The 24,835-nt window shown below is 76.1% G+C and carries 22 protein-coding genes and 1 riboswitch; of the genes, 11 read left to right on the top strand and 11 right to left on the bottom strand.

All coding sequences use genetic code 11. The annotated features are described in order from the left end of the window. Entirely contained in the window at nucleotides 1–1,653 is a 1,653-nt protein-coding gene (locus ABD158_RS07630; RefSeq protein WP_344005768.1) for an ABC transporter permease, read from the bottom strand. A 30-nt stretch (nucleotides 1,654–1,683) separates the two neighbouring features. Beyond that, entirely contained in the window at nucleotides 1,684–2,769 is a 1,086-nt protein-coding gene (locus ABD158_RS07625) for a thiamine ABC transporter substrate-binding protein (protein ID WP_344005767.1), read from the bottom strand. Continuing rightward, nucleotides 2,759–2,869: riboswitch (TPP riboswitch) on the bottom strand. Its footprint overlaps the gene before it by 11 nt. A 61-nt stretch (nucleotides 2,870–2,930) precedes the next feature. On the opposite strand from ABD158_RS07625, the gene ABD158_RS07620 reads away from it, so the two are divergent. Both ABD158_RS07620 and ABD158_RS07615 read left to right on the top strand, forming a co-directional pair. Further along, nucleotides 2,931–3,863: an alpha/beta hydrolase gene (locus ABD158_RS07620; protein ID WP_344005765.1), complete on the top strand. Its 933-nt coding sequence runs from the start codon at nucleotides 2,931–2,933 to the stop codon at nucleotides 3,861–3,863. Next, nucleotides 3,860–4,324 carry a GNAT family N-acetyltransferase gene (locus tag ABD158_RS07615; RefSeq protein WP_344005763.1) on the top strand — a complete coding sequence of 155 codons (465 nt, stop codon included), beginning with the start codon at nucleotides 3,860–3,862 and terminating at the stop codon, nucleotides 4,322–4,324. The genes ABD158_RS07620 and ABD158_RS07615 overlap by 4 nt, the downstream gene beginning before the upstream one ends. On the opposite strand, the gene ABD158_RS07610 is transcribed toward ABD158_RS07615, so the two are convergent. The 4 genes from ABD158_RS07610 to ABD158_RS07595 form a co-directional block, all read right to left on the bottom strand. Continuing rightward, nucleotides 4,321–6,324, bottom strand: coding sequence for a GAF domain-containing SpoIIE family protein phosphatase (locus tag ABD158_RS07610; protein WP_344005761.1), 2,004 nt, complete (start codon nucleotides 6,322–6,324; stop codon nucleotides 4,321–4,323). The genes ABD158_RS07615 and ABD158_RS07610 overlap by 4 nt on opposite strands. An 83-nt stretch (nucleotides 6,325–6,407) precedes the next feature. Continuing rightward, entirely contained in the window at nucleotides 6,408–7,958 is a 1,551-nt protein-coding gene (locus ABD158_RS07605; protein WP_344005759.1) for a fused MFS/spermidine synthase, read from the bottom strand. After that, a complete protein-coding gene (locus ABD158_RS07600) occupies nucleotides 7,955–8,698 on the bottom strand; it encodes a tyrosine-protein phosphatase (protein WP_344005757.1) in 744 nt (247 codons plus the stop codon). Before ABD158_RS07600 ends, ABD158_RS07605 begins: the two co-directional genes overlap by 4 nt. Before the next feature lie 42 nt (nucleotides 8,699–8,740). Next, nucleotides 8,741–9,433, bottom strand: coding sequence for a FadR/GntR family transcriptional regulator (locus ABD158_RS07595; protein ID WP_344005755.1), 693 nt, complete (start codon nucleotides 9,431–9,433; stop codon nucleotides 8,741–8,743). An 88-nt stretch (nucleotides 9,434–9,521) separates the two neighbouring features. Between ABD158_RS07595 and ABD158_RS07590 the strand changes: the two genes are divergently transcribed. From ABD158_RS07590 to ABD158_RS07575, 4 genes are all read left to right on the top strand, one after another. Then, nucleotides 9,522–10,442 (top strand): (Fe-S)-binding protein, encoded by a 921-nt coding sequence (locus ABD158_RS07590; RefSeq protein ID WP_425573163.1) that lies wholly within the window; start codon nucleotides 9,522–9,524, stop codon nucleotides 10,440–10,442. Then, nucleotides 10,439–11,938 carry a LutB/LldF family L-lactate oxidation iron-sulfur protein gene (locus tag ABD158_RS07585; protein WP_344005753.1) on the top strand — a complete coding sequence of 500 codons (1,500 nt, stop codon included), beginning with the start codon at nucleotides 10,439–10,441 and terminating at the stop codon, nucleotides 11,936–11,938. The genes ABD158_RS07590 and ABD158_RS07585 overlap by 4 nt, the downstream gene beginning before the upstream one ends. Beyond that, nucleotides 11,935–12,552 carry a LutC/YkgG family protein gene (locus ABD158_RS07580; RefSeq protein ID WP_344005751.1) on the top strand — a complete coding sequence of 206 codons (618 nt, stop codon included), beginning with the start codon at nucleotides 11,935–11,937 and terminating at the stop codon, nucleotides 12,550–12,552. Before ABD158_RS07585 ends, ABD158_RS07580 begins: the two co-directional genes overlap by 4 nt. A 449-nt stretch (nucleotides 12,553–13,001) precedes the next feature. After that, a complete protein-coding gene (locus ABD158_RS07575) occupies nucleotides 13,002–14,471 on the top strand; it encodes a GntP family permease (protein ID WP_344005750.1) in 1,470 nt (489 codons plus the stop codon). A gap of 17 nt (nucleotides 14,472–14,488) precedes the next feature. Here the strand turns inward: ABD158_RS07575 and ABD158_RS07570 are convergent, their stop codons facing one another. Then, complete coding sequence (locus ABD158_RS07570; RefSeq protein WP_344005748.1) at nucleotides 14,489–15,223, bottom strand: GntR family transcriptional regulator; 735 nt, start codon at nucleotides 15,221–15,223, stop codon at nucleotides 14,489–14,491. A 53-nt stretch (nucleotides 15,224–15,276) separates the two neighbouring features. Here ABD158_RS07570 and ABD158_RS07565 point away from each other — a divergent pair, with 53 nt between their 5' ends. From ABD158_RS07565 to ABD158_RS07555, 3 genes are all read left to right on the top strand, one after another. Continuing rightward, nucleotides 15,277–16,512 (top strand): CaiB/BaiF CoA transferase family protein, encoded by a 1,236-nt coding sequence (locus ABD158_RS07565; protein WP_344005746.1) that lies wholly within the window; start codon nucleotides 15,277–15,279, stop codon nucleotides 16,510–16,512. After that, nucleotides 16,509–17,294, top strand: coding sequence for an enoyl-CoA hydratase (locus ABD158_RS07560; RefSeq protein ID WP_344005744.1), 786 nt, complete (start codon nucleotides 16,509–16,511; stop codon nucleotides 17,292–17,294). The genes ABD158_RS07565 and ABD158_RS07560 overlap by 4 nt, the downstream gene beginning before the upstream one ends. Before the next feature lie 153 nt (nucleotides 17,295–17,447). Then, complete coding sequence (locus ABD158_RS07555; RefSeq protein ID WP_344005742.1) at nucleotides 17,448–18,986, top strand: acyl-CoA synthetase; 1,539 nt, start codon at nucleotides 17,448–17,450, stop codon at nucleotides 18,984–18,986. A gap of 321 nt (nucleotides 18,987–19,307) precedes the next feature. Here the strand turns inward: ABD158_RS07555 and ABD158_RS07550 are convergent, their stop codons facing one another. Next, a complete protein-coding gene (locus tag ABD158_RS07550; RefSeq protein WP_344005740.1) occupies nucleotides 19,308–20,345 on the bottom strand; it encodes an alcohol dehydrogenase catalytic domain-containing protein in 1,038 nt (345 codons plus the stop codon). Continuing rightward, nucleotides 20,345–20,824, bottom strand: coding sequence for a MarR family winged helix-turn-helix transcriptional regulator (locus ABD158_RS07545; RefSeq protein WP_344005738.1), 480 nt, complete (start codon nucleotides 20,822–20,824; stop codon nucleotides 20,345–20,347). The genes ABD158_RS07550 and ABD158_RS07545 overlap by 1 nt, the downstream gene beginning before the upstream one ends. Before the next feature lie 100 nt (nucleotides 20,825–20,924). On the opposite strand from ABD158_RS07545, the gene ABD158_RS07540 reads away from it, so the two are divergent. After that, a complete protein-coding gene (locus ABD158_RS07540; RefSeq protein WP_344005736.1) occupies nucleotides 20,925–21,785 on the top strand; it encodes a dioxygenase family protein in 861 nt (286 codons plus the stop codon). 85 nt (nucleotides 21,786–21,870) lie between these two features. Here the strand turns inward: ABD158_RS07540 and ABD158_RS07535 are convergent, their stop codons facing one another. Further along, nucleotides 21,871–22,278 carry a hypothetical protein gene (locus ABD158_RS07535; RefSeq protein ID WP_344005734.1) on the bottom strand — a complete coding sequence of 136 codons (408 nt, stop codon included), beginning with the start codon at nucleotides 22,276–22,278 and terminating at the stop codon, nucleotides 21,871–21,873. Nucleotides 22,279–22,423: 145 nt separating this feature from the next. On the opposite strand from ABD158_RS07535, the gene ABD158_RS07530 reads away from it, so the two are divergent. After that, on the top strand, nucleotides 22,424–23,506 hold the full coding sequence (locus ABD158_RS07530) for an FAD-dependent oxidoreductase (RefSeq protein ID WP_344005732.1): 1,083 nt from the start codon (nucleotides 22,424–22,426) through the stop codon (nucleotides 23,504–23,506). Here ABD158_RS07530 and ABD158_RS07525 read toward each other — a convergent pair. Continuing rightward, on the bottom strand, nucleotides 23,503–24,540 hold the full coding sequence (locus tag ABD158_RS07525; RefSeq protein ID WP_344005730.1) for a glycosyl hydrolase family 18 protein: 1,038 nt from the start codon (nucleotides 24,538–24,540) through the stop codon (nucleotides 23,503–23,505). The two genes, ABD158_RS07530 and ABD158_RS07525, sit on opposite strands and share 4 nt — an antisense overlap. Nucleotides 24,541–24,835 lie beyond the last annotated feature (295 nt).

The following is a 24,835-nucleotide window of genomic DNA, read 5'->3' as shown; positions in this document are numbered from 1 at the left end:
TCAGAACGCTCCCACGCTGCGCACCCGCAGCCGTTCGACCGCCAGGACGACGAGGGCGGTGACGCCCGCCAGGACCACCGACGCGGCCAGCGCCATGCCGTAGTTGCCCTCGCCGGGGCGACCGATGAGGCGGAAGATGACCACGGGCACGGTCGGCGCCTCCTCGCGGAACAGGAACGACGTCGCCCCGAACTCGCCCAGCGACACCGCGAACGCGAAGCCCGCGGCGGCCAGGACCGGCTTCCAGACCACGGGGAGGTCGACCACGGCGACGGTGCGCCACGGGCCGGCGCCGAGCGAGGCCGCCGCCTGGCGCTGGCGGGGGTCGATGCCGGCGAGGACCGGCGCGAGGGTGCGCACGACCAGCGGCAGCGCCACCAGCGCCTGCGCGACCGGCACCAGCAGCGGCGAGGCCCGCAGGTCGAGCAGGCCGTCGTCGAGGGTGACGAGCAGCCCGAAGCCGAGCGTCACCGCCGAGACCCCGAGGGGAAGCATGAAGAAGCCGTCGAGGCCGGCGCGCACCGCCCGCTCGGCGCGTCCGCGGGAGCGACGGGTGACCACGACGGCGACGAGCAGACCGAGCAGCATCGCCATCCAGGTCGCGTCGACCGCGGTGCGCAGGGAGACCACGAGGGCCTCGGTGACGGGGACCGCGAGTGCCCCGCTCCCACCCGGCCCGGACCCCGTCGAGGCCAGCGCGGCGTAGTTGCGCAGGCCCCAGCCGTCGGGGGTGCGCAGCGACCCGGCGACCAGCGTGGCGACGGGCGTCGCGACGCCGAGGAGCACGACGGCGGTGACGACGAGCAGCGGCGCGTCGGAGGGTCGTACGGCGCGGGAGCGGGCGACGACGCGCCGCGCGGCCGCGGGTGTGGCCCGCAGCCGCTGGGCCAGCGCGAGCAGCCCGGCGACGACGACGAGCTGCAGCAGCGAGAGGGCGGCCGCGCCCTCGAGGTCGAGCAGGTTGGTGGTGAGCAGGTAGATCTCGGTCTCGACGGTGGCGTAGCGCAGGCCGCCCAGGGTGAGCACGACCCCGAACGCGGTGGCGCAGAACAGGAACACCACGCTGCCGGCGGAGACGATCGCGGGTCGCAGCGCGGGCAGGGTCACGGTCCACCACACCTGCCACGGCGTGGCCCCCAGCGCGGCGGCGGCCTCGGCGGGCCGGGGGTCGAGCGACTCCCAGGCCGCACCGACGGCGCGGACCACCACGGCGACGTTGAAGAAGACCAGCGCGGCGACGACGGCCACCGGCGTCCCGTCGAGGCCGAGGAACCCGAGCGGCCCCGACTCCCCCAGCAGCTCGCGGAAGGCGACCCCGACGACCACGGTGGGCAGCACGAACGGCACCAGCAGCAGCGCCCGCACCACCCGACGACCCGGCAGTGCGAGCCGGTGGAGGGTCCAGGCCACCGGCAGCCCCAGCAGCAGCGAGCCGGCCGTGCCCGCGGCGCTGGTCGCGACGGTGAACCACAGGACCCGGCCGGTGCGCTCACGGGTGAGGACGTCGACCGCCCCGGAGGGGTCGAAGGTGCCGTCGGGCCACAGCCCGCGCGCCAGCATCCCGGCGACCGGCAGCACGAAGAAGACGGCCAGGACCGCGACCGGCACGACCGCGAGCGCCACCAGGCCCGGCAGGCCGCTGCGCCGGGTCATGCGGGAGCCCACCGGCGGGTCACGGGCGGGTCATCGGCTGGTGACGTCGCTCCACTCGGCGAGCCAGTCGGCGCGGTTGGCGGCGACCTCGGCCGGGTCGACCTCGAAGGGGTCGCTCGGCTGCTCGGCGAAGCGGGCCCAGTCGCGCGGCAGCTCGACGTCGTCGCGGACCGGGTAGACGTACATGCTCTCGGGGAGGGCCGCCTGGACCTCCTCGCTCAGCAGGAAGTCGACCACCTCGGCGGCGCCGGCCGGGTTCTCGGCCCCGGTGAGCACCCCGGCGTACTCGACCTGCTGGTAGCAGGTGTCGAGCAGCGCGGAGGTCGTGGTCTCGCCGTCGGCGACCGTGAAGGCGGGCGAGGAGTCGTAGGACACGACGACCGGGCGGTCACCGCCACCGCCGCCGGCGGTGAAGTCGACCTGGTAGGCGTCGGACCACCCGGAGGTGATCTTCGCGCCGTTGGCGACCAGGTCCTCCCAGTAGGTCGGCCAGTCCTCGCCGTACGCCGCGACCGTGGTGAGCAGGAACGCCAGCCCCGGGCTCGAGGTGGGCGCGCCGGGCAGCACGGTCAGGTCGGCGTACGCCGGGTCGAGCAGGTCGTCGAGGGTGGCCGGCGGCTCCTGGTCGCGCTCGGCGAACCAGGCCTCGTCGACGTTGACGCAGACGTTGCCCTCGTCGACGGGCAGCAGCCGGTCCGCCCCGTCGGCCAGCGCGAAGGCGTCCGCCCCCGCGGGCAGCTCGGCCTCGTGGGGGGCGAAGACGTCCTCCTCGAGCGCCCGGGAGGCGAAGGTGTTGTCGACGCCGAACGCGACGTCGCCGATCGGGTCGTCCTTCGTCAGCACCAGCCGGTTGGTCAGCGACCCGGCGTCACCGGCGGCGCGCTGGACCAGCTCGATCCCGGAGCGCTCCTCGAAGTCGGCGACGACGTCGTCGGGCAGCGCGAACGAGTCGTGGGTGACCAGCACGACCCGGCCCGTGCCGTCCTCGCGCTGCTCGGCGCTGGGCGCCCCGGCGTCTGTGCCGCCGTCGCCGCCCGCGAGCGAGCACCCGCCGAGCAGCAGCGACCCCGCGGCCGCCGCCGTGACGAGCGTGGTCAGGCGTGCGTGCGTCCTCATCGTGACTCCCTATCGCCGGTGCTAACCGGATCAGGTTCGGAGGGTCTGCGGCCGATCCCGCACTCTCAGCACGCCCGCGCGTGCTCCCCTGTCTTCGCCTCCCACCCTACGTCGACCACCTGCGGACCTGGGCGGAGGGCGGGCGGCCCTACGCTGGGCCGGTGCCTGCGCCGAGCCTCCGACACCAGCTGCTCGCGGAGGTGGTGCCGCGGCTGCGGCGCTCCGCCGAGGTCGTGGACGCGGAGCACGAACGCACGACCGTGCTGGCCCGCAAGGCGGCCCGGCGCCCGGGGCTGCCGACCGTGGCGACTCCCGGCTTCGCGCGGCGCTTCGCGGTCGTGACCGAGGAGGTCGACGGTGCGAGCGGGCCGTTCCCGGCGTGGTCGATCACGCCACGCGGCGTCGACCCGGTGCGCACCATCCTCTACTGCCACGGCGGCGGCTACGTCTACCCGGTGGACCCGTTCCACGTCCGGTACGCCGCCCGGCTGGGCGCCGCGACCCGCTCGCGCGTGGTCCTGCCGGGCTACCCGACGGCTCCCGAGCACACCTGGCGCGAGTCGCGCGCGGGCCTGCTCGAGCTCGCCGGACGGCTGCTCACCGGCAGCCTCCCCGTCGCGCTCGTCGGCGACTCCGCCGGCGGCGGCCTGGCGCTCGCCCTCGCGCAGACCCTGCGCGACTCCGCCCGCGACACGGGTGCCGCGACACCCGACCGGCTGCTGCTCCACGCGCCGTGGGTCGACCTGACGATGAGCTCGCCGGACACCGAGCGGATCGCGGCCGACGACCCGTGGCTGTTCCCCGGCAAGGCCCACGTCTGGGCCCGCTGGTGGGGCGGGGAGGGCGAGGACCTGGCGCGCCCCGAGCTGAGCCCGCTCTTCGGCGACCTCGACGGGCTGCCGCCGACGCTGGCGTTCTGCGGCTCGCGCGACATGGTCTCCGCCGGGTGCCGTCAGCTCGCCGACCGCGCCACGACCGCCGACTGGGACCTCGCCTACGTCGAGCGTCCCGGACTGATCCACGTCTTCGGCCTGCTGCCCGGCCTGCCCGAGGCCCGGACCGCCCTGCGGATGGCGACGGAGCACCTGCGGTGACGCGCCCCGCGCCGGGCGTCGCCGTCCTGGCCTTCGGCGACCTCGACGTCGCCACGGCGTACGAGGTGTGGCGGCTGCGCCAGGACGTGTTCGTGGTGGAGCAGGAGTGCGCCTACCCCGACCTCGACGGCCGCGACCCGGAGCCGGGCACCCGCCACGTGCTGCTCACCGGTGAGGACGGCGCGCTGGAGGGCTACCTGCGCGTGCTCGACGAGCCCGACGGCACGGCCCGGGTGGGCCGGGTGCTGCTGCGCCGCTCGGCCCGCGGCCGGGGTCTCGCCGCCGCGCTCGTCGACGCGGCGCTCGCCGAGATCGGCGAGCGGCCCTCGGTGCTCGACGCCCAGTCGCCGCTGGCGGGCTTCTACGCCGGGTTCGGCTACGCGGTCACCGGCCCCGAGTTCGTCGAGGACGGCATCCCACACCTGCCGATGCGCCGCGACCCCGCGCCCCACCCGGGCTAGTCCCCCACCCCAGGGCCCTCCGGGGCCGCCGCGGACGACGTCGTCGACGGGGACCACCCGGGAGATTCCGCGGCGGTGGGCCGGCCCGCCCCGACCCGTACGGCGAGCAGCGCGACGTCGTCCTCGTGGCCGTCGGGCAGCACCTGCGCGAGCAGGCGGTCGACGAGGTCGGCGACCGGACGGACGGCGAGCGGACCGGCGGCGGCCCGCAGCCGGTCGAGGCCCGCGTCGAGGCCCTCGCCGCGCCGCTCGACGAGGCCGTCGGTGAACAGCACGAGGGTCGCGCCCGGCCGCAGACGGCGGACCTGCTCGCGGCGCAGCCCCTCCGCCCCGAGCCCGAGCATCACCCCGCCGCCGTCGAGGAGCTCGACCGCGCCGTCGGGGTGGACCAGCAGCGCGGGCAGGTGGCCGGCACCCGACCAGCACAGCTCGCACGACCCGTCCCCGCCGGGCGCCGCGAGCCGGCAGACCAGGGCGGTCGCGCCGACGTCGAGGCGCAGCCGATCCAGGGCGGTGTCGACCCGGTCGAGGAGCGCGGCGGGCCCGAGGCCCCCGGTGACGGCGAGGCCGCGCAGGATGCTGCGGACCTGCCCCATGCCCGCGGCGGCGGCCACGTCGTGCCCGGTGACGTCGCCGACCACGAGCATGGTGGCGGGCTCCGCCGCCCCCTCGTCGGGCGGCAGCGCGAACGCGTCGTACCAGTCGCCGCCGACCCGTGCGGCGTCGCTGGCGGGTGCGTAGCGGACGACGACCTCGCCGCCGACGGGCTGCGCCGGTGCGGTGAGCAGGCTGCGCTGCAGCTCCTCGGAGGTCGTGCGGTGGTGGGAGTAGTCACGGGCGTTGCGCAGCGCGACGCTCGCCCGGCGGCCGACGTCGCGGGCGGCCGCGACCTCCGCCTCCGACAGCGGCGGCCGGTCGCCGCCGCGGAACAGGCTGATCGAGCCCTCGACCCGGCCCGACCCCACGATCGGGACGACGACCATCGACGTCGGCGCGAGGGTCTCCAGCGCGGCGATCGCGCGGGGCGAGCCCAGCATCCGCCGCGCGGCCGCGAGCACGTCGGCCTCGAGGGTGAAGGCACCCCGCTCGACGATCGCCGCGAGCCATCCGGGCACCGCGTCCAGGCCGTCGAAGCGGTGGCGGGCGAACTCCTCGGTCGCCGCCCAGGCGTCCGGGTCGTGGTGCCACCAGGCGACGTCGCGCAGCCCGCCCCGCGGCCCGGCGACGGTCACCACGGACCAGTCGGCCAGCGCCGGGACCGTCAGGCGCACCAGGCTGCGGACCGCCTCGGCGGGCTCGAGGGAGGCGGCCAGCGCGTCGCTCGCCGACGCCGCCAGCGCCACCAGCGCCTGCTCGTGGTCACGACCCGCGGCGGTCAGCACCCGCTGCGCCTCGTTGCGCTCGACCTCGACGGCCGCGCGCTCCAGCTCCGCGGAGACGGCCTCGGCGAGCTCCTCGACCACCATCACGTCGCGGCTGTGCCAGTCACGGGGCCGCTCGTCGTACACGCAGACCGCGCCGACGCTCTGACCGCCGGCGCCGTAGAGCGGCACGCCGAGGTAGGCCCGCGCGCCGCGTCCCGCGTCGGCGCGCATCAGGCGGGCCAGCGCGGGGTCCTCGCCCGACGCGTCCCCGACCAGCAGGGGCACCCCGCGGGCGGCCACACCGGCGCACAGGGAGGCGTCGCGGGGCAGGGCCGGACCGTCGGCGAGCAGCAGACCGGCCCCGTGGCCGCCGACGACCGAGGTCGCCTCCCCCACCAGCGACACCTGCGCCGAGGAGGTGCCGAGGAGGTGGGAGGCGAGGGCGCTGAGCCGGGCCACGACCGGGTTGCCGCTGCCGGCCGGCAGCAGGCGTCGTACGGCGGCGAGCCGGGCGGGGTCGTCGAGGTGCACCCGGGTCGGCAGGTGCCGGGCCCCGCCCACCGACGAGACCGCCAGGCCCGACGCGAGACGGTCGTGCGCGCCGCCGCGCGGGCCGAGCCCCGCTGGACCGCTCATCTCACTCCCCGCCGCATCCTCGTGCGGCGAGCATAGGCGGCGACGGGCACGTCGTCCGGCGGACCCTCGGGCGCGCCGGGGCCTCAGCCGACCGGGTAGGGCGTGAGCAGCTGGTCGGTGGGCGCGTAGTCGTCGCGCAGCACCTCGGCGCCGTCGACCCAGGCGTCCAGCTCGTCGCCGGTGATCACCCGCCAGTCGAGGTCGCGCTCGGCCATCCGCTCCTCGTAGGCGGCCAGGTCGGGCGCCGAGCCCGACCCGAACGGCGCGTCGGAGGCGAGCGCGACCAGGTTGCCGCCCTCCTCGCGCGCCAGCGCCTCGGGGGTCCCGGCGAGGGCGACGTGGTCGTAGACCTCGGCCAGGGTGGCGACCTCGGCGCGGGCGAAGGCCAGCGGGCCGTGGTCGATGAGGTTCGCGAGGTAGACGCCGTCGGGGCGCAGCACGCGCCGCACGTCGCCCATCGCCTCGGCGGTGGTCAGGTGCCAGGGCACGCTCACGCCCCCGAACGCGTCGCCGACCACGACGTCGCGACTGTCGGTGCCCTGGTCGCGCAGCCCGAGCCGTCCGTCCTCGACGCGGACCTCGACGCCGTCGGGGGTGACGCCGAGGTCGTCGCGGACCACCGCGGCGACGCCCCCGTCGATCTCGGAGACCACGGAGTCGGTGCCCGGCCGGGTCGCGGCGAGGTAGCGCGGCACCGTGAGCGCGCCCGCGCCGAGGTGGTAGGCCGAGAGGGGCTCGCCGGCCGGGGCGAAGACGTCGAGCGCCGAGGCGAGGCCGCGGGTGTAGTCGAAGTCGAGGACCTCGGGGTCGTCGGCGTCGACGTAGGAGTTGTTGACGCCGTCGAGCACCAGGGTGGTGCCGTCGGGGTTCTCCGGGTCGTCGGCGAGCACCACGCAGTGGTACGTCGTCTCCGCGTCGCAGCCGCCCGGCGCGACCACGGCGGCCAGGCCCCCGAGCACGACCAGGGCCGCGGGGAGCCCCACCTGCCGCACGCGGCCCACCCGGACCGCGACGAGCGCCGAGACGGCGACGAGCAGCACGCCGAGCCCGACGAGGATCCAGGTCACCGAGACCGCGGAGACCAGCACGAAGCCCGTCAGCACGGTGCCGACGATCGAGCCCGCCGTCCCGAGGCCCGAGAGGCGGCCCACCACGGTGCCGGTCTCGGCCAGGCTCGACAGCCGCAGCTTGGTCACCATCGGCGTCACCGCCGACAGCAGCGCGCCGGGCACGAAGATCGCGAGCGCGGCGACGGGCACCAGCGCCCCGGACTCCGGCACCGCCCCCGCCAGCCGCACGGTGACCGGGGTCAGCGCGACCACCGCACCCGACACGGCGAGCAGCGGCGCGAGGGTGCGGCGGGGGTCGACCCGGTCGGCGGCCGCACCGCCCGCCCAGCTGCCCACCGCGATCGCGGTCAGCGCGATGCCGATGACCAGCGTGTTGGTCTCCAGCGTCAGCCCCAGGTACGGCGCGAGCAGCCGCAGGGCGACCAGCTCGACGACGAGCACGGCGGCCGAGGAGCCGAAGACCAGCGCGGCCGCGGCGCGCGGCCCCAGCCCGGTCGCGGGCCCGGTCGCGGGCCCGGTCGCGGGCCCGGTCGTGTCGGGGCCGGTCGCGTCGCGACCGCTCACGCCGCGGGCCCGTCCTCGAGCAGGTCGGCGCGGAACGCGTCGACCTCGGCCTGCGGCACGCCGTGCGCGACCAGCCACGCCTCGGCGCCGCCCTGCGCGGCGAGCCCGGCGAGGAAGTCCGCCATCGTGTCCGCCCGCGGGGTCTGGCCCGCCAGGGTCGTGCCCGCCAGCATCGCGTCGTACGGCGGGCGGTCGCGCAGCCGGTCGAGGACGGCGGCCACGGCGGCGGCCGAGTGCGCGTAGTCGGCCACGACCACCTCGGCCGGCACGCCGAGGACGTCGAGCAGCAGGGCCGCGAGGGTGCCGGTGCGGTCCTTGCCGGCGGCGCAGTGGAACAGGGTCGGCCGCTGGGCGGGGTCCATCACCGCGCGGGCGGCGCCGACGACGGTCTCGGGCCGGGTGGCCAGGTAGCCGGCGTACCGCGCGGTCCAGGAGTCACCCTCGGCGGCGACCAGGGGCCAGCGCAGCCAGGTCACGCCGTGGTCGGCCCAGGGCGGGTTCTCGGTCTCGGCCTCGGAGGCGCGGCGCAGGTCGACCACGGAGCGCAGCCCGAGGTCGGCCACCTGGGCGGCCGCGTGGGGGGAGGTCGCGGGGTCCGCGAACCCGGGGTAGGCGCCGCGGAGCACCTGTCCGCGACGGACCCACCGCCCGTCGGCGGCGGGCAGCCCGCCGAGGTCGCGCAGGTTGAGCGCACCGTCGAGCTCGAGGGTCCGCGCGGCGACGAGCTGCTCGGGATCCATGGCCTCAGTGTCGCCGAGGGCCCCAGGGCCCGACGGCGGGGCTCAGCCCGCGAGCCCGGAGACGGCGTAGAAGCCGCGGATGTGACGGTCGACGGCCCGCGCGGCGGCGTCGGGGTCGGCGGCGGCCACCGCGGCGACGACCTCGCGGTGCTCGGCCCGCAGGGTGTCGAGGAGCGCGGACCAGTCGGCCACGTGCGGGATCGCGCCCACGACGTAGGTCTCGATCGACTCGCGCAGCGAGACCATGATCTGGCCGACCAGGCCGTTGCCGGAGCGGGCCGCGAGCGCCACGTGCAGCTGCGCGTCGAGACGCAGGAAGGCGCGGACGTCGAGGTCGGGGTCGTCCATGGCGTCGAGGAGCTCGTGGACCTCGGTGAGGTCGGGGGCCGGCGTGACCCGCGCGGCGGCGGCGACCGCCCAGGTCTCCAGCAGCACGCGGGTCTCCACCACGTCGCGCACGGGGAAGGCCTCGGTCGCGACGTGCAGGCGCAGCGCGGAGCCGAGGGGCGCCGCGGGCTCGGCGATGAGGACGGCGCCCGCGGCGTCGCCGGAGCCGACGGAGCGCCGGACGACGCCCATGGCGGCGAGCACCTGGAGCGCCTCGCGCACCGAGCCCCGCGAGACCCCGAGCTGCTCGGCGAGCGCACGCTCGGCCGGCAACCGCATCCCGACCGTCAGCTCGCGGGAGCGGAGACGGTCCTCCACCCACGCCTGGACGGTCTCGGTCGCGCGCACCCGGCGATCGTAGGCCGGGCCCCCTCCCGGCCGGGCCCGATCGCGGGTACTGTGGTCCGACCACAGCCGACCGGCCCGCGGAGAGCGCATGCGCATCGCCCTGTTCACCACCTGCCTGGCCGACGCGATGTTCCCGCGCGTCCCGATGGCCACCGCCACCGTCCTCGAGCGGCTCGGGCACGAGGTCGTCGTCCCCGAGGCCCAGACCTGCTGCGGCCAGATGCACCTCAACACCGGCTACTGGCGCCTCGGCCACGACGTGGTGCGCCACCACACCGACACCTTCGAGCGGGTGCTCGAGACCTGCGACGCGGTGGTCGCACCGAGCGGGTCGTGCGTCGGCTCGGTGCGGCACCAGCACGGCGCGGTGGCCCGCCGCTACGACGACGCGGCCCTCGCCGAGCGCACCACCGGCGTCGCCGCGCGCACCTACGAGCTCTCCGAGCTGCTCGTCGACGTGCTCGGCGTCACCGACGTCGGGGCCTGGTTCCCCCACCGGGTCACCTACCACCCGACCTGCCACTCGCTGCGGATGCTGCGGGTCGGCGAGAAGCCGGAGCGGCTGCTGCGCGCCGTCGAGGGCCTCGACCTCGTCGAGCTCCCCGGCGCGGAGTCGTGCTGCGGCTTCGGCGGGACCTTCGCGCTCAAGAACGCCCCCACCTCCGGCGCCATGCTCGGCGACAAGATCGACGCGATCGGCGCCACCGGGGCGGAGGTCTGCACGGCCGGCGACTCCTCCTGCCTGATGCACATCGGCGGCGGGCTCGCGCGGCTCGAGACCGGCGCCTCGACGGTGCACCTGGCCGAGATCCTGGCCTCCACCCGCGCCCACCCCTGGACCCCCGGTCCGCGCCGCCGCGGCGCCGTGGCCGCCACCCCCGACGTTGCCCCCGGCCTGTCGACCACGCCGTCGGCCGGCCCGTCCGCGCCGTCGTCCCTGCCGTCCGTCCCGCCGGAGGACCCCGCGCGGGGGCCCGCCGACATCCCGTTCGAGGGAGCACCCCGATGAGCAGCACCTTCCTGGGCATGCCGACCGCCACGGGCTTCGTCCGCGGCGACCGGTCCTTCCCCGACGCCGCCGTCGACGCGCTGGCCGACGACCAGCTCCGGCGCAACCTCGCCCACGCCACCGGCACCATCCGCGCCAAGCGGCTGCGCGCGGTCGCCGAGCTCGACGACTGGGAGGAGCTGCGCCTGGCCGGCGAGGGCGTCAAGGCCGACACCATGGCCCGCCTGCCCGAGCTGCTCGAGGAGCTGGAGCGCAACGTCACCGCCCGCGGCGGCGTCGTCCACTGGGCCCGCGACGGCGAGGAGGCCAACCGGATCGTCACCGACCTCGTCCGTGCCGCGGGCGCGCAGGAGGTGGTGAAGGTCAAGTCGATGGCGACCCAGGAGATCGGCCTCAACGAGCACCTCGAGGCCGAGGGCATCGCCGCGCTCGAGACCGACCTGGCCGAGCTGATCGTGCAGCTCGGGGAGGACCGGCCCAGCCACATCCTCGTGCCCGCGATCCACCGCAACCGCACCGAGATCCGCGACATCTTCCGCCGCTCGATGCCGGGCGCCGACCCGGGGCTGACCGACGAGCCCCGCGAGCTGGCGATGGCCGCGCGGTCCTACCTGCGCCAGAAGTTCCTCACCACCCAGGTCGCGATCTCGGGCGCCAACTTCGCGGCCGCCGACACCGGCACCCTGGCCGTCGTCGAGTCCGAGGGCAACGGCCGGATGTGCCTGACCCTGCCCCGCACGCTGATCACCGTGATGGGCATCGAGAAGGTCGTGCCGAGCTTCGCGGACATGGAGGTCTTCCTCCAGCTGCTGCCCCGCAGCTCGACCGCGGAGCGGATGAACCCCTACACCTCGATGTGGACCGGTGTGACCCCCGGCGACGGGCCCCAGGAGTTCCACCTCGTGCTGCTCGACAACGGACGCAGCCGGGTGCTGGCCGACCCCGAGGGCCGCTCGGCGCTGCACTGCATCCGCTGCAGCGCCTGCCTCAACGTCTGCCCGGTCTACGAGCGGGTCGGCGGCCACGCCTACGGCTCGGTCTACCCGGGGCCGATCGGCGCCGTGCTGTCACCACAGCTGACCGGGCTGGAGGGCAAGACCGACGTCAACGCGAGCCTGCCGTTCGCCTCCACGCTCTGCGGCGCCTGCTTCGACGCCTGCCCGGTGCGCATCGACATCCCCACGATGCTGGTCAAGCTGCGCGCCGACGCGGTCGACGCCGCCGAGGAGGCCGGCGGCCGGCCGAGCGCCGAGGCGCTCGCGATGCGGGCCGCCGCGTCGGCGATGACCCACCCCCGTCGCTGGTCGGCACTGATCGGCGCCGGCCGCCTCGGGTCCTGGAAGAAGGGCGGCTTCCGCCGCCTGCCCGGACCCGGCGCCGGCTGGACCGCCGCCCGCGACATGCCCTCCCCGCCGAGCGCGACCTTCCGACGGCGCTGGCGCGACCGGCGTACGGACGGCACCGGCGGCGCGACCGGGACGGGGGGCGACGCGTGAGCGCGCGCGAGGAGGTGCTGGCCTCCGTACGACGGGCGCTCGGCGACCGTCCGGACCCCGGGCCGCCGCCGCGCGACTACGAGGCCGCGCCGCTGGTCGGGACCGCGGACGCCGACCGGTTCGCCGAGGCGGTCGAGGAGTACGCGGCCCGGGTGCACCGCCTGCCCGCCGGCGCCACCGCGGACGAGGCCGGCGCCCTGGTGCGCTCGCTCGTCGGGGACGCCCCGGCCGTCGTGCCCCACGACCTCCCCGCCCACCTCGTGCCGCCGGGCGCGGTCGTCGACCGCCCCGACGCGCCCCTGGGCGTCGACGAGCTCGACGCGACGACGGCGGTGGTCACCCTCGGCCGCCTCGGCATCGCGGCGACCGGCACCGTCGTCCTCGACGCCGGCGAGGGCCAGGGCCGCCGGGCCGTGACGCTCGTGCCGGACCACCACGTCTGCGTGCTGCGCGCCGACCAGCTCGTCGACACCGTCCCCCAGGCCGTGGCCGCGCTCGACGCCACCCGCCCGCTGACCTTCATCTCCGGCCCCAGCGCCACCAGCGACATCGAGCTCAACCGCGTCGAGGGCGTCCACGGCCCCCGCACCCTCGACGTCGTCCTGCTCGGCTGAGCCCACCCCCACCGGGGCCGCCCGGCCCCGGTGGGCGGCCGGTGGTCGGCCGGTGGTCGGGCGGTGGTCGGGCGGCGGTCGGGATAGTCCCTGACGTTCGGACCCTGAAAGCGGCCGATCCACGGTCACAGCGTCAGGGACTACCCGCCCGGTCAGCCCCGACCACCCAGCGCCCGGTAGTCCCCGACGTACGGACCCCCGAAACGACCGATCCACGGTCACAGCGTCAGGGACTACCCGCCCGGTCAGCCCCGACCACCCAGCGCCCGGTAGTCCCCGACGTACGGACCCCCGAAACGACCGATCCACGGTCACAACGTCAGGGACTACCCGCCCGGTCGACGCCGTTCCCCCACCCGACATTTTGGTATACCGTCTACCGAACACGGTGACCCGGCTCACACCAGGTGGGTACGGCGGCACCAGAACGACGAGGACGGTTCCCCCGCATGTCCGACAACGGCCTGCTCCTGCTCCACACCGGCATCACGATCGTCGGCGTCATCGCGCTGATCGTGGGCCTCAAGATCCACCCGGTCTACTCGCTGCTGGCGGGCATCCTCTACCTCGGCCTCGCCGGGGGCCTGGGGCTCGACGGCACGCTGGAGACCCTGACCACCGGCTTCGGCGGGATCCTCGCCGAGATCGGGTTGCTGATCGCCTTCGGGATCACGCTCGGGACGGCGATGAGCGAGCTGGGCGCGATCGACCGGATCGTCCGCGGCCTGCTGCGGGTCTTCGGCACCACGCGCTCGCCGTACGCGCTGGGCGTCACGGCCGGCACCGCCCTGCAGGCGATCTTCGCGGACGTCATGCTCGTGGTCACCGCGCCCGTCGCGCGGGGCCTGGCCCGCAGAATCGGCCCCACCGGCATCCCCCGCGTCGCCGGCGCGCTCGTCGTCGGCATCCTCACCGGGCTCACGATGATGGTCCCCAGCGTCGGGTCGCTGGCGCTGGCCGGCGTCATCGACATCCCGCTGTGGCGCTACCTGCTCTACGGCACCCTGGTCGGCGTCGTCACCATCGTCACCACGATCTTCGTGCTCAACCTCCTCATCGACCGCACCCGCTTCTGGAACCCCGCGACCGACGAGGACCGCGCCACCTTCGACCGGCTCGACGGCGAGCTGGAGCGCGTCGCCGCGGGCGTCGACGACCAGGGCAGCGTCGCGGGGAGCATCGCGTCGGGCGCCGGGGGCTCCGGCGGCACCACCGGGGTGACCCGGCCCGTGGCCGCCGAGCGCACGGCGTCCGACGGCGACGTCCGCGGGCGCGAGCTCCCGCTGTGGCTGGCGCTCCTGCCGGTCGTCGTGTCGCTGCTCCTGGTGGCCTCCGGCTCGCTGACCGACGTGTTCGGCGTCGAGAACGCCGTGGTCGCCTTCTTCGCGTCCCCGACCATCGCGCTGCTCATCGGCTCCTTCGGCGCGATCACCCTGGTCCGCTTCTCCCGCGGGATGGACGGCGTCAAGCGGGCGCTGGACCGCTCCTTCTCCAACCTCGGCGAGGTGCTGCTGCTGACCGGGCTCGGCGGCTCGCTCGCCGGGCTGGTGCAGGCGACCGGCCTCGGCGACGTCCTCGGCACGTTCTTCGAGTCCAGCGCCGGCCCGCCCATCCTGCTCGCGTGGCTGATCGCCGTCGTGCTGCACGTCGCCATCGGCTCGGTCAGCGTCGCGGCGATCACGGCCGCCGGCATCCTCGGCCCGGTCGCGGCCGCCTCGGGCGTCGACCCGGTCCTGATCGCCCTCGCCGCGGCCTCCGGTGCCCTGTTCCTCATGACCGTGCACAGCAACTTCTTCTGGATGGCCAAGAACCTGCTCGGCCAGACCACGACGGGCGCCGTCAAGATCGTCGGCACCGGCACGTCGGTCGCCTCGGTCGTCGGGCTGCTCGCCACGCTCCTGCTCAGCCTGGTGCTGTGAGGGCCGGCGAGCGCGACCTAGCGCACCTGCGCGTGCCAGGCCGTGGAGTCGGTCGTGCGTCCGGGCAGGTCGTCGACCAGGGTCCACACGAAGCTGTCGTGGCCGTGCGCCGCGAGCGCCGCGAGCACCGCGTCGGCGTCGCCGGACTCGACGGCGTCCAGCAGCACGCGGTGGCGGTGGGCGTTGCCCGCCGCGCCCTCCGCGGGGCCGCGCGCCGCCACGTTGAGCCGCATGCACAGCTGCATCTGCCACTGCAGGCTGCGGTAGGTCTCGACCAGCCGGTCGTGGCCGGCCAGCGCGACCAGCGCGACGTGGAACTCGAAGCCGCGGCGCACCAGGGCCAGGTCCGTGCCGCCCTCGGCGTCCGGCACCTGCTCCGCGGACTCGAGGTCGGCCAGGCGCGCGCGGAGCGCCTCGAGGCGCGCCGGGTCCCGCACCGGCACGCCGAGCCGCACGGCGAGCCGCTCGAGCTCGTCGCGCAGCGTCACGATCTCGAACACGTCGTGGTGCGTGAGCTCCCGCACGGCGACCCCGCCCCGCGGGAGCGCCGCGACCAGGCCCTCGTGCTGGAGGTCCTTCAGCGCCTCCCGCACCGGCGGGCGCGACACCCCGAGCCGCTCGGTGAGCATGCTCTCGACGAGCCGCTGGCCGGGCGCGAGCTCGCCGCCCAGGATCAGCGACCGGATCCGCTCCGTCGCGAGCTGGGCCATGCTCGGCGGCGCCACGATCCGGCCGTCGTCTCCTGCGGACATGCCGTGGACGGTATACCGCCCCACCCCGCCCCCCGTCGTACCGAAGGAGCAGCGTGAGCGACCACCCCCTGTCCGGCGTCACCGTGATCGAGGTCGGCTCGTTCATCGCCGCGCCCTGGGCGACGATGCAGCTGGCCGACCTCGGCGCACGCGTGATCAAGGTCGAGACCCCCGGCACCGGCGACTTCGTGCGCGGCAACGCACCGTACGTCGGCGGCGAGTCCAGCTCGTTCCTGCGGCTCAACCGCGGCAAGGAGTCCGTCGAGCTGGACCTCAAGTCCGACACGGGCCGCGACGCGTTCCGGCGCCTGGTCGCCACCGCCGACGTGCTGGTCGAGAACCTGAGGCCCGGCGCCATGCGCCGCCTCGGCCTCGGGTACGACGACCTGGCCGCCGAGCAGCCCGGCCTCGTCTACGCCTCGGCGTCGGGGTGGGGCCAGGACGGCCCGCTGGCCGACCAGCCGGGCCTCGACATCATGGCCCAGGCGCGCTCGGGGCTGATGAGCATCACCGGCTTCCGGGACGCGGGCCCCGCGAAGGTCGGCGTACCGATCTGCGACCTGGTCTGCGCGATGTACGTCGCCCTCGGCGTCACGGCCGCCCTGCGCGAGCGGGACCGCTCCGGCCGCGGCCAGCACCTCGACGTCTCGCTGCACGAGGCCGGGGTGTCGCTGGGGGTCTGGGAGGCCGGGCGCTGGTTCGGCGACGGCACCGTGCCCGGCCCGCAGGGCTCCGCCCACCAGTCGCAGGCGCCGTACCAGGCCGTCGTGACCGCCGACGGCCACGTCACCGTGGGCGCCAACACCCCCGGGCTGTGGACCCGCTTCTGCGACGCGCTCGGACTGGCCGACCTCGCCGCCGACGAGCGGTTCGCCGACAACGCCGGGCGCATGCGTCACCGCGACGCGCTCGTGGCCGGGATCGAGGCGGTCACCGGCACCCGCGGCACGGCGGACGTCCTGGCCGCCCTCCAGGCGGCCGGCGTGCCGTGCGCCCCGATCCAGACCTACGACCAGGTCTTCACCGACCCGGCCCTCGAGGCGCGCGACTTCTACTGGGACGCCGAGCACCCCACCCTCGGCGACGTCCGCCAGGTCGGCTCCCCCATGCGCTTCTCCCGGACCCCCACCCGTCGCGGCCGCGCGGCCCCGCCGCTCGGCCACGACACCGACGCCGTCCTGGCCGGGCTCGAGCCCTCCACCGGGCCCGGCACCGAGCCCGGCACCGACGCAGTCACCCACGCCGACGCCGACAGAGACGCCGACAGAGACGCAGAGGAGCACGCATGAGCGACGACCTGCACGTCGAGGCGGACGGCGGGGTCCTGCGGGTCACCTTCGACCGCCCCGAGGCCCGCAACGCCATGACCTTCGACATGTACGCCGGGCTGGTCGCGGCCTGCGAGCGCGCGGACGCCGACGACGCGATCCGGGTGATGGTGCTGCGCGGCGCGGGCGGGCGGGCCTTCGTCGCGGGCACCGACATCGCCCAGTTCGCCGGGTTCGACGGCCCCGCCGGCGTCGCCTACGAGGGCCGCATCGACGCCACGATCGGCCGGCTGCTCGCGGTCACGGTGCCGGTGGTGGCGGCGATCGACGGGTTCTGCATCGGCGGTGGCCTGGCGATCGCGTCGGCCGCGGACCTCCGCGTCGCCTCCCGGGACGCCCGCTTCGGCTACCCGATCGCGCGGACGCTCGGCAACACGCTCTCGGCGCGCAGCTACGCGCTCGCCGTGCGGCACCTCGGCGCGGGCCGGGTGATCGACATGATCGCCACCGCCCGGCTCCTCGACGCCGAGGAGGCGTTGACCGCGGGCTTCGTGACGCGGGTCGCCGAGGACGTCACGACGACGACCGAGGAGGTCGTCACCGCGATCCTCGGCCACGCACCGCTGACCCTGTGGTCGGCGAAGGAGCTGCTGCGTCGGCTGCACGCAGCCGCCGGCGTCGTGGAGGACGCCGACGTGCTCGACCGGGTCTACGGCTCCGCCGACTTCGCCGCCGGCGTCGCGGCGTTCACCGCACCGCCCTCGGCGGGGCGGCGCACCTCCCCCGACTGGCAGGGGCGCTGAGGGTCCCCCGTCCCCCGGCGCCCCTGCCGCCCGACGGACGGCCCCCGGCCCGACTCCTCCCCCGTGGGGGTCGTGCGTCGGGGGCTGTCCCCGGGCGCCCGGGGCTCGTACCGTGACGCGCACCACCCGTCGCCGTACCGCAGGGAGCCTGCCGTGGTCTTTCCCGGGACCTTCGCCGCCACCGACCCGACCAAGCCGGCCCTCGTGCAGGCCGACGACGGACGGGTCGTCACCTACGGCGCTCTGGAGCAGCGGTCGGTGCGGCTCGCGAACCACCTGCGTGAGCAGGGCCTCGCGCCCGGCGACAGCGTCGCGTTCATCGCCGAGAACACCCCGGAGGTCTTCGAGGTCTACTGGGCGGCCCTGCGCTCCGGGCTCTACGTCACCGGCGTCAACCACCACCTGACGCCGGACGAGGCGGCGTACATCCTCACCGACTGCGGCGCCCGCGCGCTGGTCGGGACCGGTGAGCACGCCGACCTCGTCACCGCGGTCGCCGAGCTCGTGCCGGGCCTCGAGGTGCGGCTCGCGTTCGAGGGGCCGGTGCGCGGCTTCGACGACTACGAGGAGGCGCTCGCCGCCGCCTCGCCGGTCGCGCCGGCCGACCAGCCGCGCGGCACCGACATGCTCTACTCGTCGGGCACCACCGGGCGGCCCAAGGGCGTCAAGGCCCCGCTGCCCCCGCGGCAGGTCGACGAGCCCGGCGACATGCTGGCCGCCGTCTTCGGCCCCCTCTACGGCTTCGACGCCGACACGGTCTACTACTCCGCCGCCCCGACGTACCACGCGGCGCCGCTGCGATTCGGCGGGATGGTGTCGATGTTCGGCGGCACGCTGGTGATGTCGCGGCGCTTCGATGCGGAGACCTCGCTGGGGATGATCGAGCAGCACCGGGTCACCCACAGCCAGTGGGTGCCGACGATGTTCGTGCGGATGCTCAAGCTGGACGACGAGGTCCGCGAGCAGTACGACGTGTCGTCCCTGCGCGTCGCGATCCACGCCGCCGCGCCCTGCCCGGTGGAGGTCAAGCAGCGGATGATCGACTGGTGGGGACCGATCCTCTACGAGTACTACTCCTCCACCGAGGCCAACGGGATCACCCTGATCGGACCCGAGGACTGGCTGGCCCACCCCGGGTCGGTGGGCCGGGCCGCGCTCGGTGTGATCCGGGTCTGCGGGCCCGACAGCACCGAGCTGGCGACCGGCGAGACGGGGACCGTGTACTTCGAGCGCGACGAGCTGCCCTTCACCTACCACCGCGACCCGGAGCGGACCGCCGCCGTCACGCACCCCGCGCACCCGACCTGGACCACGACCGGCGACATCGGTCACGTCGACGACGAGGGCTTCCTCTACCTCACCGACCGCACGGCGTTCACGATCATCTCGGGCGGGGTCAACGTCTACCCGCAGGAGATCGAGAACGCCCTCGCGCTGCACCCGGCGATCCTCGACGTCGCCGTCGTCGGCGTGCCGGACGACGACCTGGGCCAGGCGGTGAAGGCGTTCGTGCAGCCCGTGGCCGACGCGACCCCCTCCGAGACCCTGGCCGCGGAGATCCTGGCCTCGCTCGAGGGCACCCTCGCGCGCTACAAGATCCCCCGCACCGTCGAGTTCGTCGACGCACTGCCGCGCACCGCCACCGGCAAGCTGGCGAAGGGCCGCCTCGTCGAGGCGCAGCGTCGCGGCTGACCCCACCACCGGCCGAGTCGGCGCAAGGTCCCGCCGTAGGACGGCCGAGTCGGCGCAAGATCCCGCCGTACGACGGCCGAGTCGGCGCAAGCTCCCGCCGTACGACCGCCGAGTCGGCGCAAGCTCCCGCCGTACGACCGCCGAGTCGGCGCAAGCTCCCGCCGTACGACGGCCGAGTCGGCGCGAAGTCACCTCGCGCCTGGGGAGTTCGCGACGACTCGGCGGCCAGGGCGAAGGAGTTCGCGACGCCTCGGCGGTCAGGGCGAGGGAGCTCGTGACGCCTCGGCGGTCAGGGCGAGGGAGTTCGCGACGCCTCGGCGGTCAGGGGTGCAGGAGGGTGATGCCCGCCCGGCGGCCGGGGGCGTCGAAGCCGACCAGCTCGTCGGGCCCCGCGGCCAGGTCGAGCTCGGCGGTGACGAGGCGGGCGACGTCGAGGGTGCCGTCGGCGACCATCGCCAGCAGGGCCGGGTAGTCGGGCGCCGGCATGCCGTGGCTGCCGTGGACCACGAGCTCGCGGGCGACGACGAGCCCCATCGGCAGGGCGGTCGAGGCCGCGTCACCGAGCAGCAGGCCCACCTGCACGTGGCGGCCGCGGGGACGCAGGGAGGCGACGGAGGCCGCCGCGATCGCCGGGTGGCCGACGGCGTCGAGGGAGACCGCGACGTCGTCGCCGGTGAGCTCGCGCAGCGACCCCGCCACGTCGTCGTGCGCCGTGGGGTCGAGGACCGTCGCGGCGCCGAGGTCCGCGGCCAGCGACCGGGCGGCCGGGTCCGGGTCGAGCGCGACGACGCGGGCGCCGAGGGCGGCGGCGACCATGACGGCGGACAGGCCGACGCCGCCGCAGCCGTGCACCGCGACCCAGTCGCCGGGCGCGGGGGCGCCGTGGGTGCGCACGGCCCGCGCGGCCGTCGCGAAGCGGCAACCGAGCGCCGCCGCCGAGGCCGCCGGCACCGCGTCGGGCAGGCGGACGAGGTTGGCCCCGGCGTGGGGCACGGCCACGAGCTCGGCCCACGACCCGTCACGGGTGAAGCCGGGCTGCTGCTGGTCGGGGCAGACGTGCTGGTCGCCGGCCGCGCACCAGCGGCAGCGCCCGCAGCCGAGGACGAACGGCACGGTGACCCGGTCGCCCTCCGCCCAGCCGCGCACGTCGGGCCCGACGGCGGTGAGCGTCCCGGCGTACTCGTGGCCCGGGACCATCGGGACCGGCACCGGGTCGTGCCCGCGCCACGCGTGGTGGTCCGACCCGCAGACGCCGGTGGCCTCGACGCGGACGACCACGCCGTCCTCGGGGCACGCCGGCTCGGGCAGCTCGACCAGCGCCGGGCGGGCGCCGTACGCGTCGTAGCGGACCGCCCGCATCAGCGCGTCGGCCCGGAGCGCTCGTCGTCGATGCGCTCGGAGATCCGCTCCGCGACCCGCCGCACGGCGGCGAGGTCGTCACGGTCGACGGCGTCGACGACGAGCGAGCGCACGTGGACGACGTGGTCGGGCGCGGCGCCCGCGATGAGGGCCAGGCCCTCGTCGGTGAGCGTCGCCGCGGTCCGGCGGCCGGTGCCGGGGATCCGCTCGCGGCGCACGAGGCCGCGCGACTCCATCCGCGAGACCACGTGGGACAGCCGCGACAGCGACGCGGCCGTGAGGTCGGCGAGCTCGCTCATCTGCAGGGTGCGGTCGTCGGTCTCGGAGAGCATCGCGATGACGAGGTACTCGAAGAACGTCACCCCCGCCTCGCGCTGCAGCTGGGTGTCCAGGGTCGCGGGCAGACGCAGCATCGTGCGGACCAGGGCGACCCAGGCGCCGCGCTCGTCCGGGTCCAGCCACGGGGTGTCGTCGGGCACGGGCGCCAACCTACTCATGCCGCCCCTTGCGGGGCAGCGGGTCGCGGCGTACCGTTGTTGACACATCAACATCACCTGGAGCGCCCTCGTGTCCCACCCCATGGATCCCACCCCCGCCGCCGCGGCCTACGACGCGTTCCTGCGCGACACCGCGCCCGCGAGCCGCGACCACGCCCTGTGGACGCCCGAGGACGGCGCCCTGCCGGCGCTGTTCCTGTCCCACGGCGCGCCTCCGCTCTACGACGACGCCCACTGGATCGACCAGCTCCACGGCTGGGCCCGCGACCTGCCCAAGCCGAGGGCCGTGCTCATCGTGAGCGCGCACTGGGAGTCCGCCCCGCTGGCGATCTCCTCACCCACCGCGGGCACGCCCCTGGTCTACGACTTCTCCGGCTTCCACCGCCGCTTCTTCGAGTTCTCCTACGCCACTCCCGACGCGACCTGGCTCGCCGAGCAGGTCGTCGGGCTGCTGCCGGACCGGGAGACGGTGCACGTCACCGGTCGCGGGCTCGACCACGGCGCGTGGGTGCCGCTGTCGGTGATGTACCCCCACGCCGACGTGCCCGTGATCCAGATGAGCATGCCCACCCACGACCCCGCCCGGCTCGCCGACATCGGGCGGCGGCTGCGGGCCCTGCGCGAGCAGGGCGTCCTCGTCGTCGGGTCCGGCTACGGCACCCACGGGCTGCCCTTCCTCACCCGCGAGATGGTCGTCGACAACGCCGTGCCGGGCTGGTCGTCGGAGTTCGACGCCTGGACCGCCGAGGCGCTCGCCGACGTCGACTGGGACCGCCTCACCCGGTACGCCGAGGCGCCGGGCATGCCCTACGCGCACCCCACGGTGGAGCACTTCACGCCGATGTTCGTGACCCTCGGCGCGGCCGACGGCCCGGCGGTCCCGACCACCGTCATCGACGACTACTCGTTCGGCCTGTCGAAGCGCTCCTTCCAGATCGCCTGAGCCCGGGTCGCGGCCCGTCGCCGGTCGGCGGCGGGTCGGCGGCGGGTCGGCGGCGGGGCGGCGGCGGGGCGGCGGTGGGCGGGGCTCAGCCCCTCCAGTGCCGGTGCACCCGCGCCACGGCCGGGTCGGGGGCGGACCCTGCCGCCACCACCACCGCGTCGAGCCCCGGCTCCCCGCGCCGCGCGCAGTCGGCGGCGACCAGGTCGAGCAGCCGCCCCAGGCCCACCGCCGGGTAGGGAAGCGCGAGGTCGCGCACGAGCGCCCCGTAGGTGGTGGTCTCCCCCGCCCGCGCCAGGCCGAGCAGGTGCGCGCGGACCCGGGGCAGGCAGGCGGCCGCCCTCTCGGTCACCCGCACCCGGCGCCCGTCGGGGGTCTCGACCGTCTCCCCCGTCGTCAGCCCGGGCCCGGGTCCACCCGCCGCCGTCGTGCCGCTCGTCGGGTCCGTCGCCGGTGCTGTCGGTGTCGTCGGTGTCGTGCCGCTGGTCGTCTCCATGGGAGAGATCCTCGGTCCGGTCACCGACGGCCCGCGGCGGCTCTCCACAGCCGCCGCCCGGCGCGTGGGGTGGGGACGCCGGGTGGCCCACGACCCCGGCCGTCGGTCGCGGACTACCCGGCGCGGACCCGGCGTTGAGGTCGGTGTGGAGACGTACGACGCGGTGGTGGTCGGGGCGGGACAGGCCGGGCTGTCGGCGTCGTACCACCTGCGTCGGCTCGGGCTCTCCCACGTCGTCCTCGACGCCGACGCGGCCCCGGGCGGGGCGTGGCAGCACCGCTGGGACTCGCTGGCGATGCAGGACGTCCACGGGGTGGCCGCGCTGCCGGGGGTCGACCCGCCCCTCGGCGAGGACGGCGGTCCGCCGTCCGGCCGGGCCAACCGCGTCGTCCCGGCGTACTTCGCCGACTACGAGCGTCGCTTCGAGCTGCCGGTCGTGCGACCGGTCGCCGTCGACGAGGTCGTCTCCGACGACGAGCTGCTCGTGACCCGCGCCGGGGACCGCACGTGGCGCTCGCGGGCCCTGGTCAACGCGACCGGCACGTGGACGCGGCCGTTCGTCCCGTCGTACCCGGGGATGGCGACGTTCGCCGGCCGCCAGCTGCACACGGCCGACTACCGCGGGCCCGGGGAGATGGCCGGGCGACGCGTGGTCGTCGTCGGGGGCGGGGCCTCCGCGGTCCAGCTGCTCGGCGAGGTCGCGCCGGTCGCCGCCGCGACGCTCTGGGTGACCCGGCGTCCCCCGGTGTGGCGCAGGGACGACTTCGACGCCGAGGCCGGCCGGGCCGCGGTGGCCATGGTCGAGGACCGCGTACGACGGGGCCTGCCCCCGCGCAGCGTCGTCAGCGTCACCGGTCTCGCCCTCCGCGACCAGGAGCGGGCCGCCGAGCGGCTCGGCGCCTACGAGCGGCACCCGGTGTTCGCGCGGCTCGACCGCGACGGCGTCGTGTGGGACGACGGCGACCGCTGGGACGCCGACGTGGTGCTCTGGGCGACCGGCTTCCGGCCCGCGGTGGCCCACCTCGCGCCGCTCGGCCTGCGGTCGCCCGCCGGCGGGATCCGACTCGACGGCACCACCGCCGTGGCGGACCCGCGGGTGCAGCTGGTCGGCTACGGCCCCTCGGCCAGCACGATCGGCGCCAACCGCGCCGGCCGGGTCGCGGCGCGCGCGGTCGCCGCGCGGGTCGCCGCCCGGGAGCCGGCCGCAGCCCTGACGGGGACGGCCTAGACCAACGGGTCCGCCGAGCCGAGCCGCCACACGGCCACGCCGTGCAGCCCGAGGCGGTCCGCGAGCCGCACGCGGGTGCGGTAGGAGCGGCCGTCGGACCACCGGATCCGGGTGCCGTCGCGCAGCACGACGGACCACTCGGCGCTGTCGGCGTGCCAGCGCGGGCGGACCCCGTCGCGCTCGGCCAGGCGCCGGGCGCCGGCCGGGGTGAGGGTGCGGCCGGTACCGCGACGGGGCCAGGTGTAGCCGTAGCCCGCGACCCCGAGGTCGAGCCGGGCCGGGTCGACGTGCTCCGAGGCGGCCTCGACGACCCGGCGCTGCCAGCGCAGGTCGCCGATCGGGCCGGCGCCGGACCAGGTCGGGCCGTGGAGGTCGTAGGTCATCAGCACGACGACGTCGGCCGCGCGGCCGAGGCCGCCGAGGTGGTAACCGCGCTGACGGTACTGGCGGGTGGAGGTGGCCGCGCTGACGTCGACGGAGACGGTGGAGGTCTGCGGGAGCGCGGCGTCGACGGCCTCGACGAAGTCGGTCAGGCCCGCGGCGTCGCTCGCGCGGACCCGCTCCAGGTCGACGTTGACGCCGCCCCAGCCGCCGTCGGTGGCGCGGTCGGCGACCTGGCGGGCCACGGCCGCGACGTGGTCCGGGTCGCCGAGCAGCCGGTGGACCGCCCGGGGGTCGAAGTCCTCCAGGCGGTTGCTGTAGTTGCTGACGACGAGCTCCGTGGCCAGGCCTCGCGCCTCGGCAGCGGCGCGGACCCGCGCCATGTCGGGGGTCGTCGGCGCGACCGAGTCGCCCGCGGCCCGCAGCCCGACGCCGGCCACCGTCACCGTGTCGAGCACGTCCGCGTCGCGGTCGAGCGTGCCGTTCCTCAGGCTGCCGAGGGCGAAGCCGGTGACGGCCAGGTCCGCGGTGTCCACCGGGGCCGCCGACCCCGCGACCGCAGCGACCGCCGTGGGTACGGCGGTCGTGGCGGCCGTCCCGGCGACGGTGGCGAGGGCGAGGAGGGCCGCGGCGGCGGGGCGGAGGAGGCGCACGGGGTCACGATAGGCCGCGCGCCGGGACCGTCCCACCGGTCTGGTCCGGTGACATCACCGTTCGGCCTCGACGTCCGGTCGCAGCGCCTACCGTGGGCGGATGGTCACGACTCCTCCCCGTGATGCCGCCCGTGACGCCGCCCGTGACGCCGCCGCCGGCTGGTGGCTCGACGTCGTCCTGGCGGTGGTGCTGCTGGGCGCCACCGTCAGCTGGTCGGCCTACCTGGTCGCGGGGGCGTCGGTGCTCGACCTCGTCGTCGTGATGGTCCTCCTGCTGGCCGCCGCGGCGTACGGC

Origin of the sequence: Nocardioides lentus, from assembly GCF_039529515.1 — a bacterium.
In the GTDB taxonomy this organism is placed as follows: domain Bacteria; phylum Actinomycetota; class Actinomycetes; order Propionibacteriales; family Nocardioidaceae; genus Nocardioides; species Nocardioides lentus.
The sequence above is the reverse complement of the archived record's forward strand: the minus strand, read 5'-3'. Positions and strand labels throughout refer to the sequence as shown.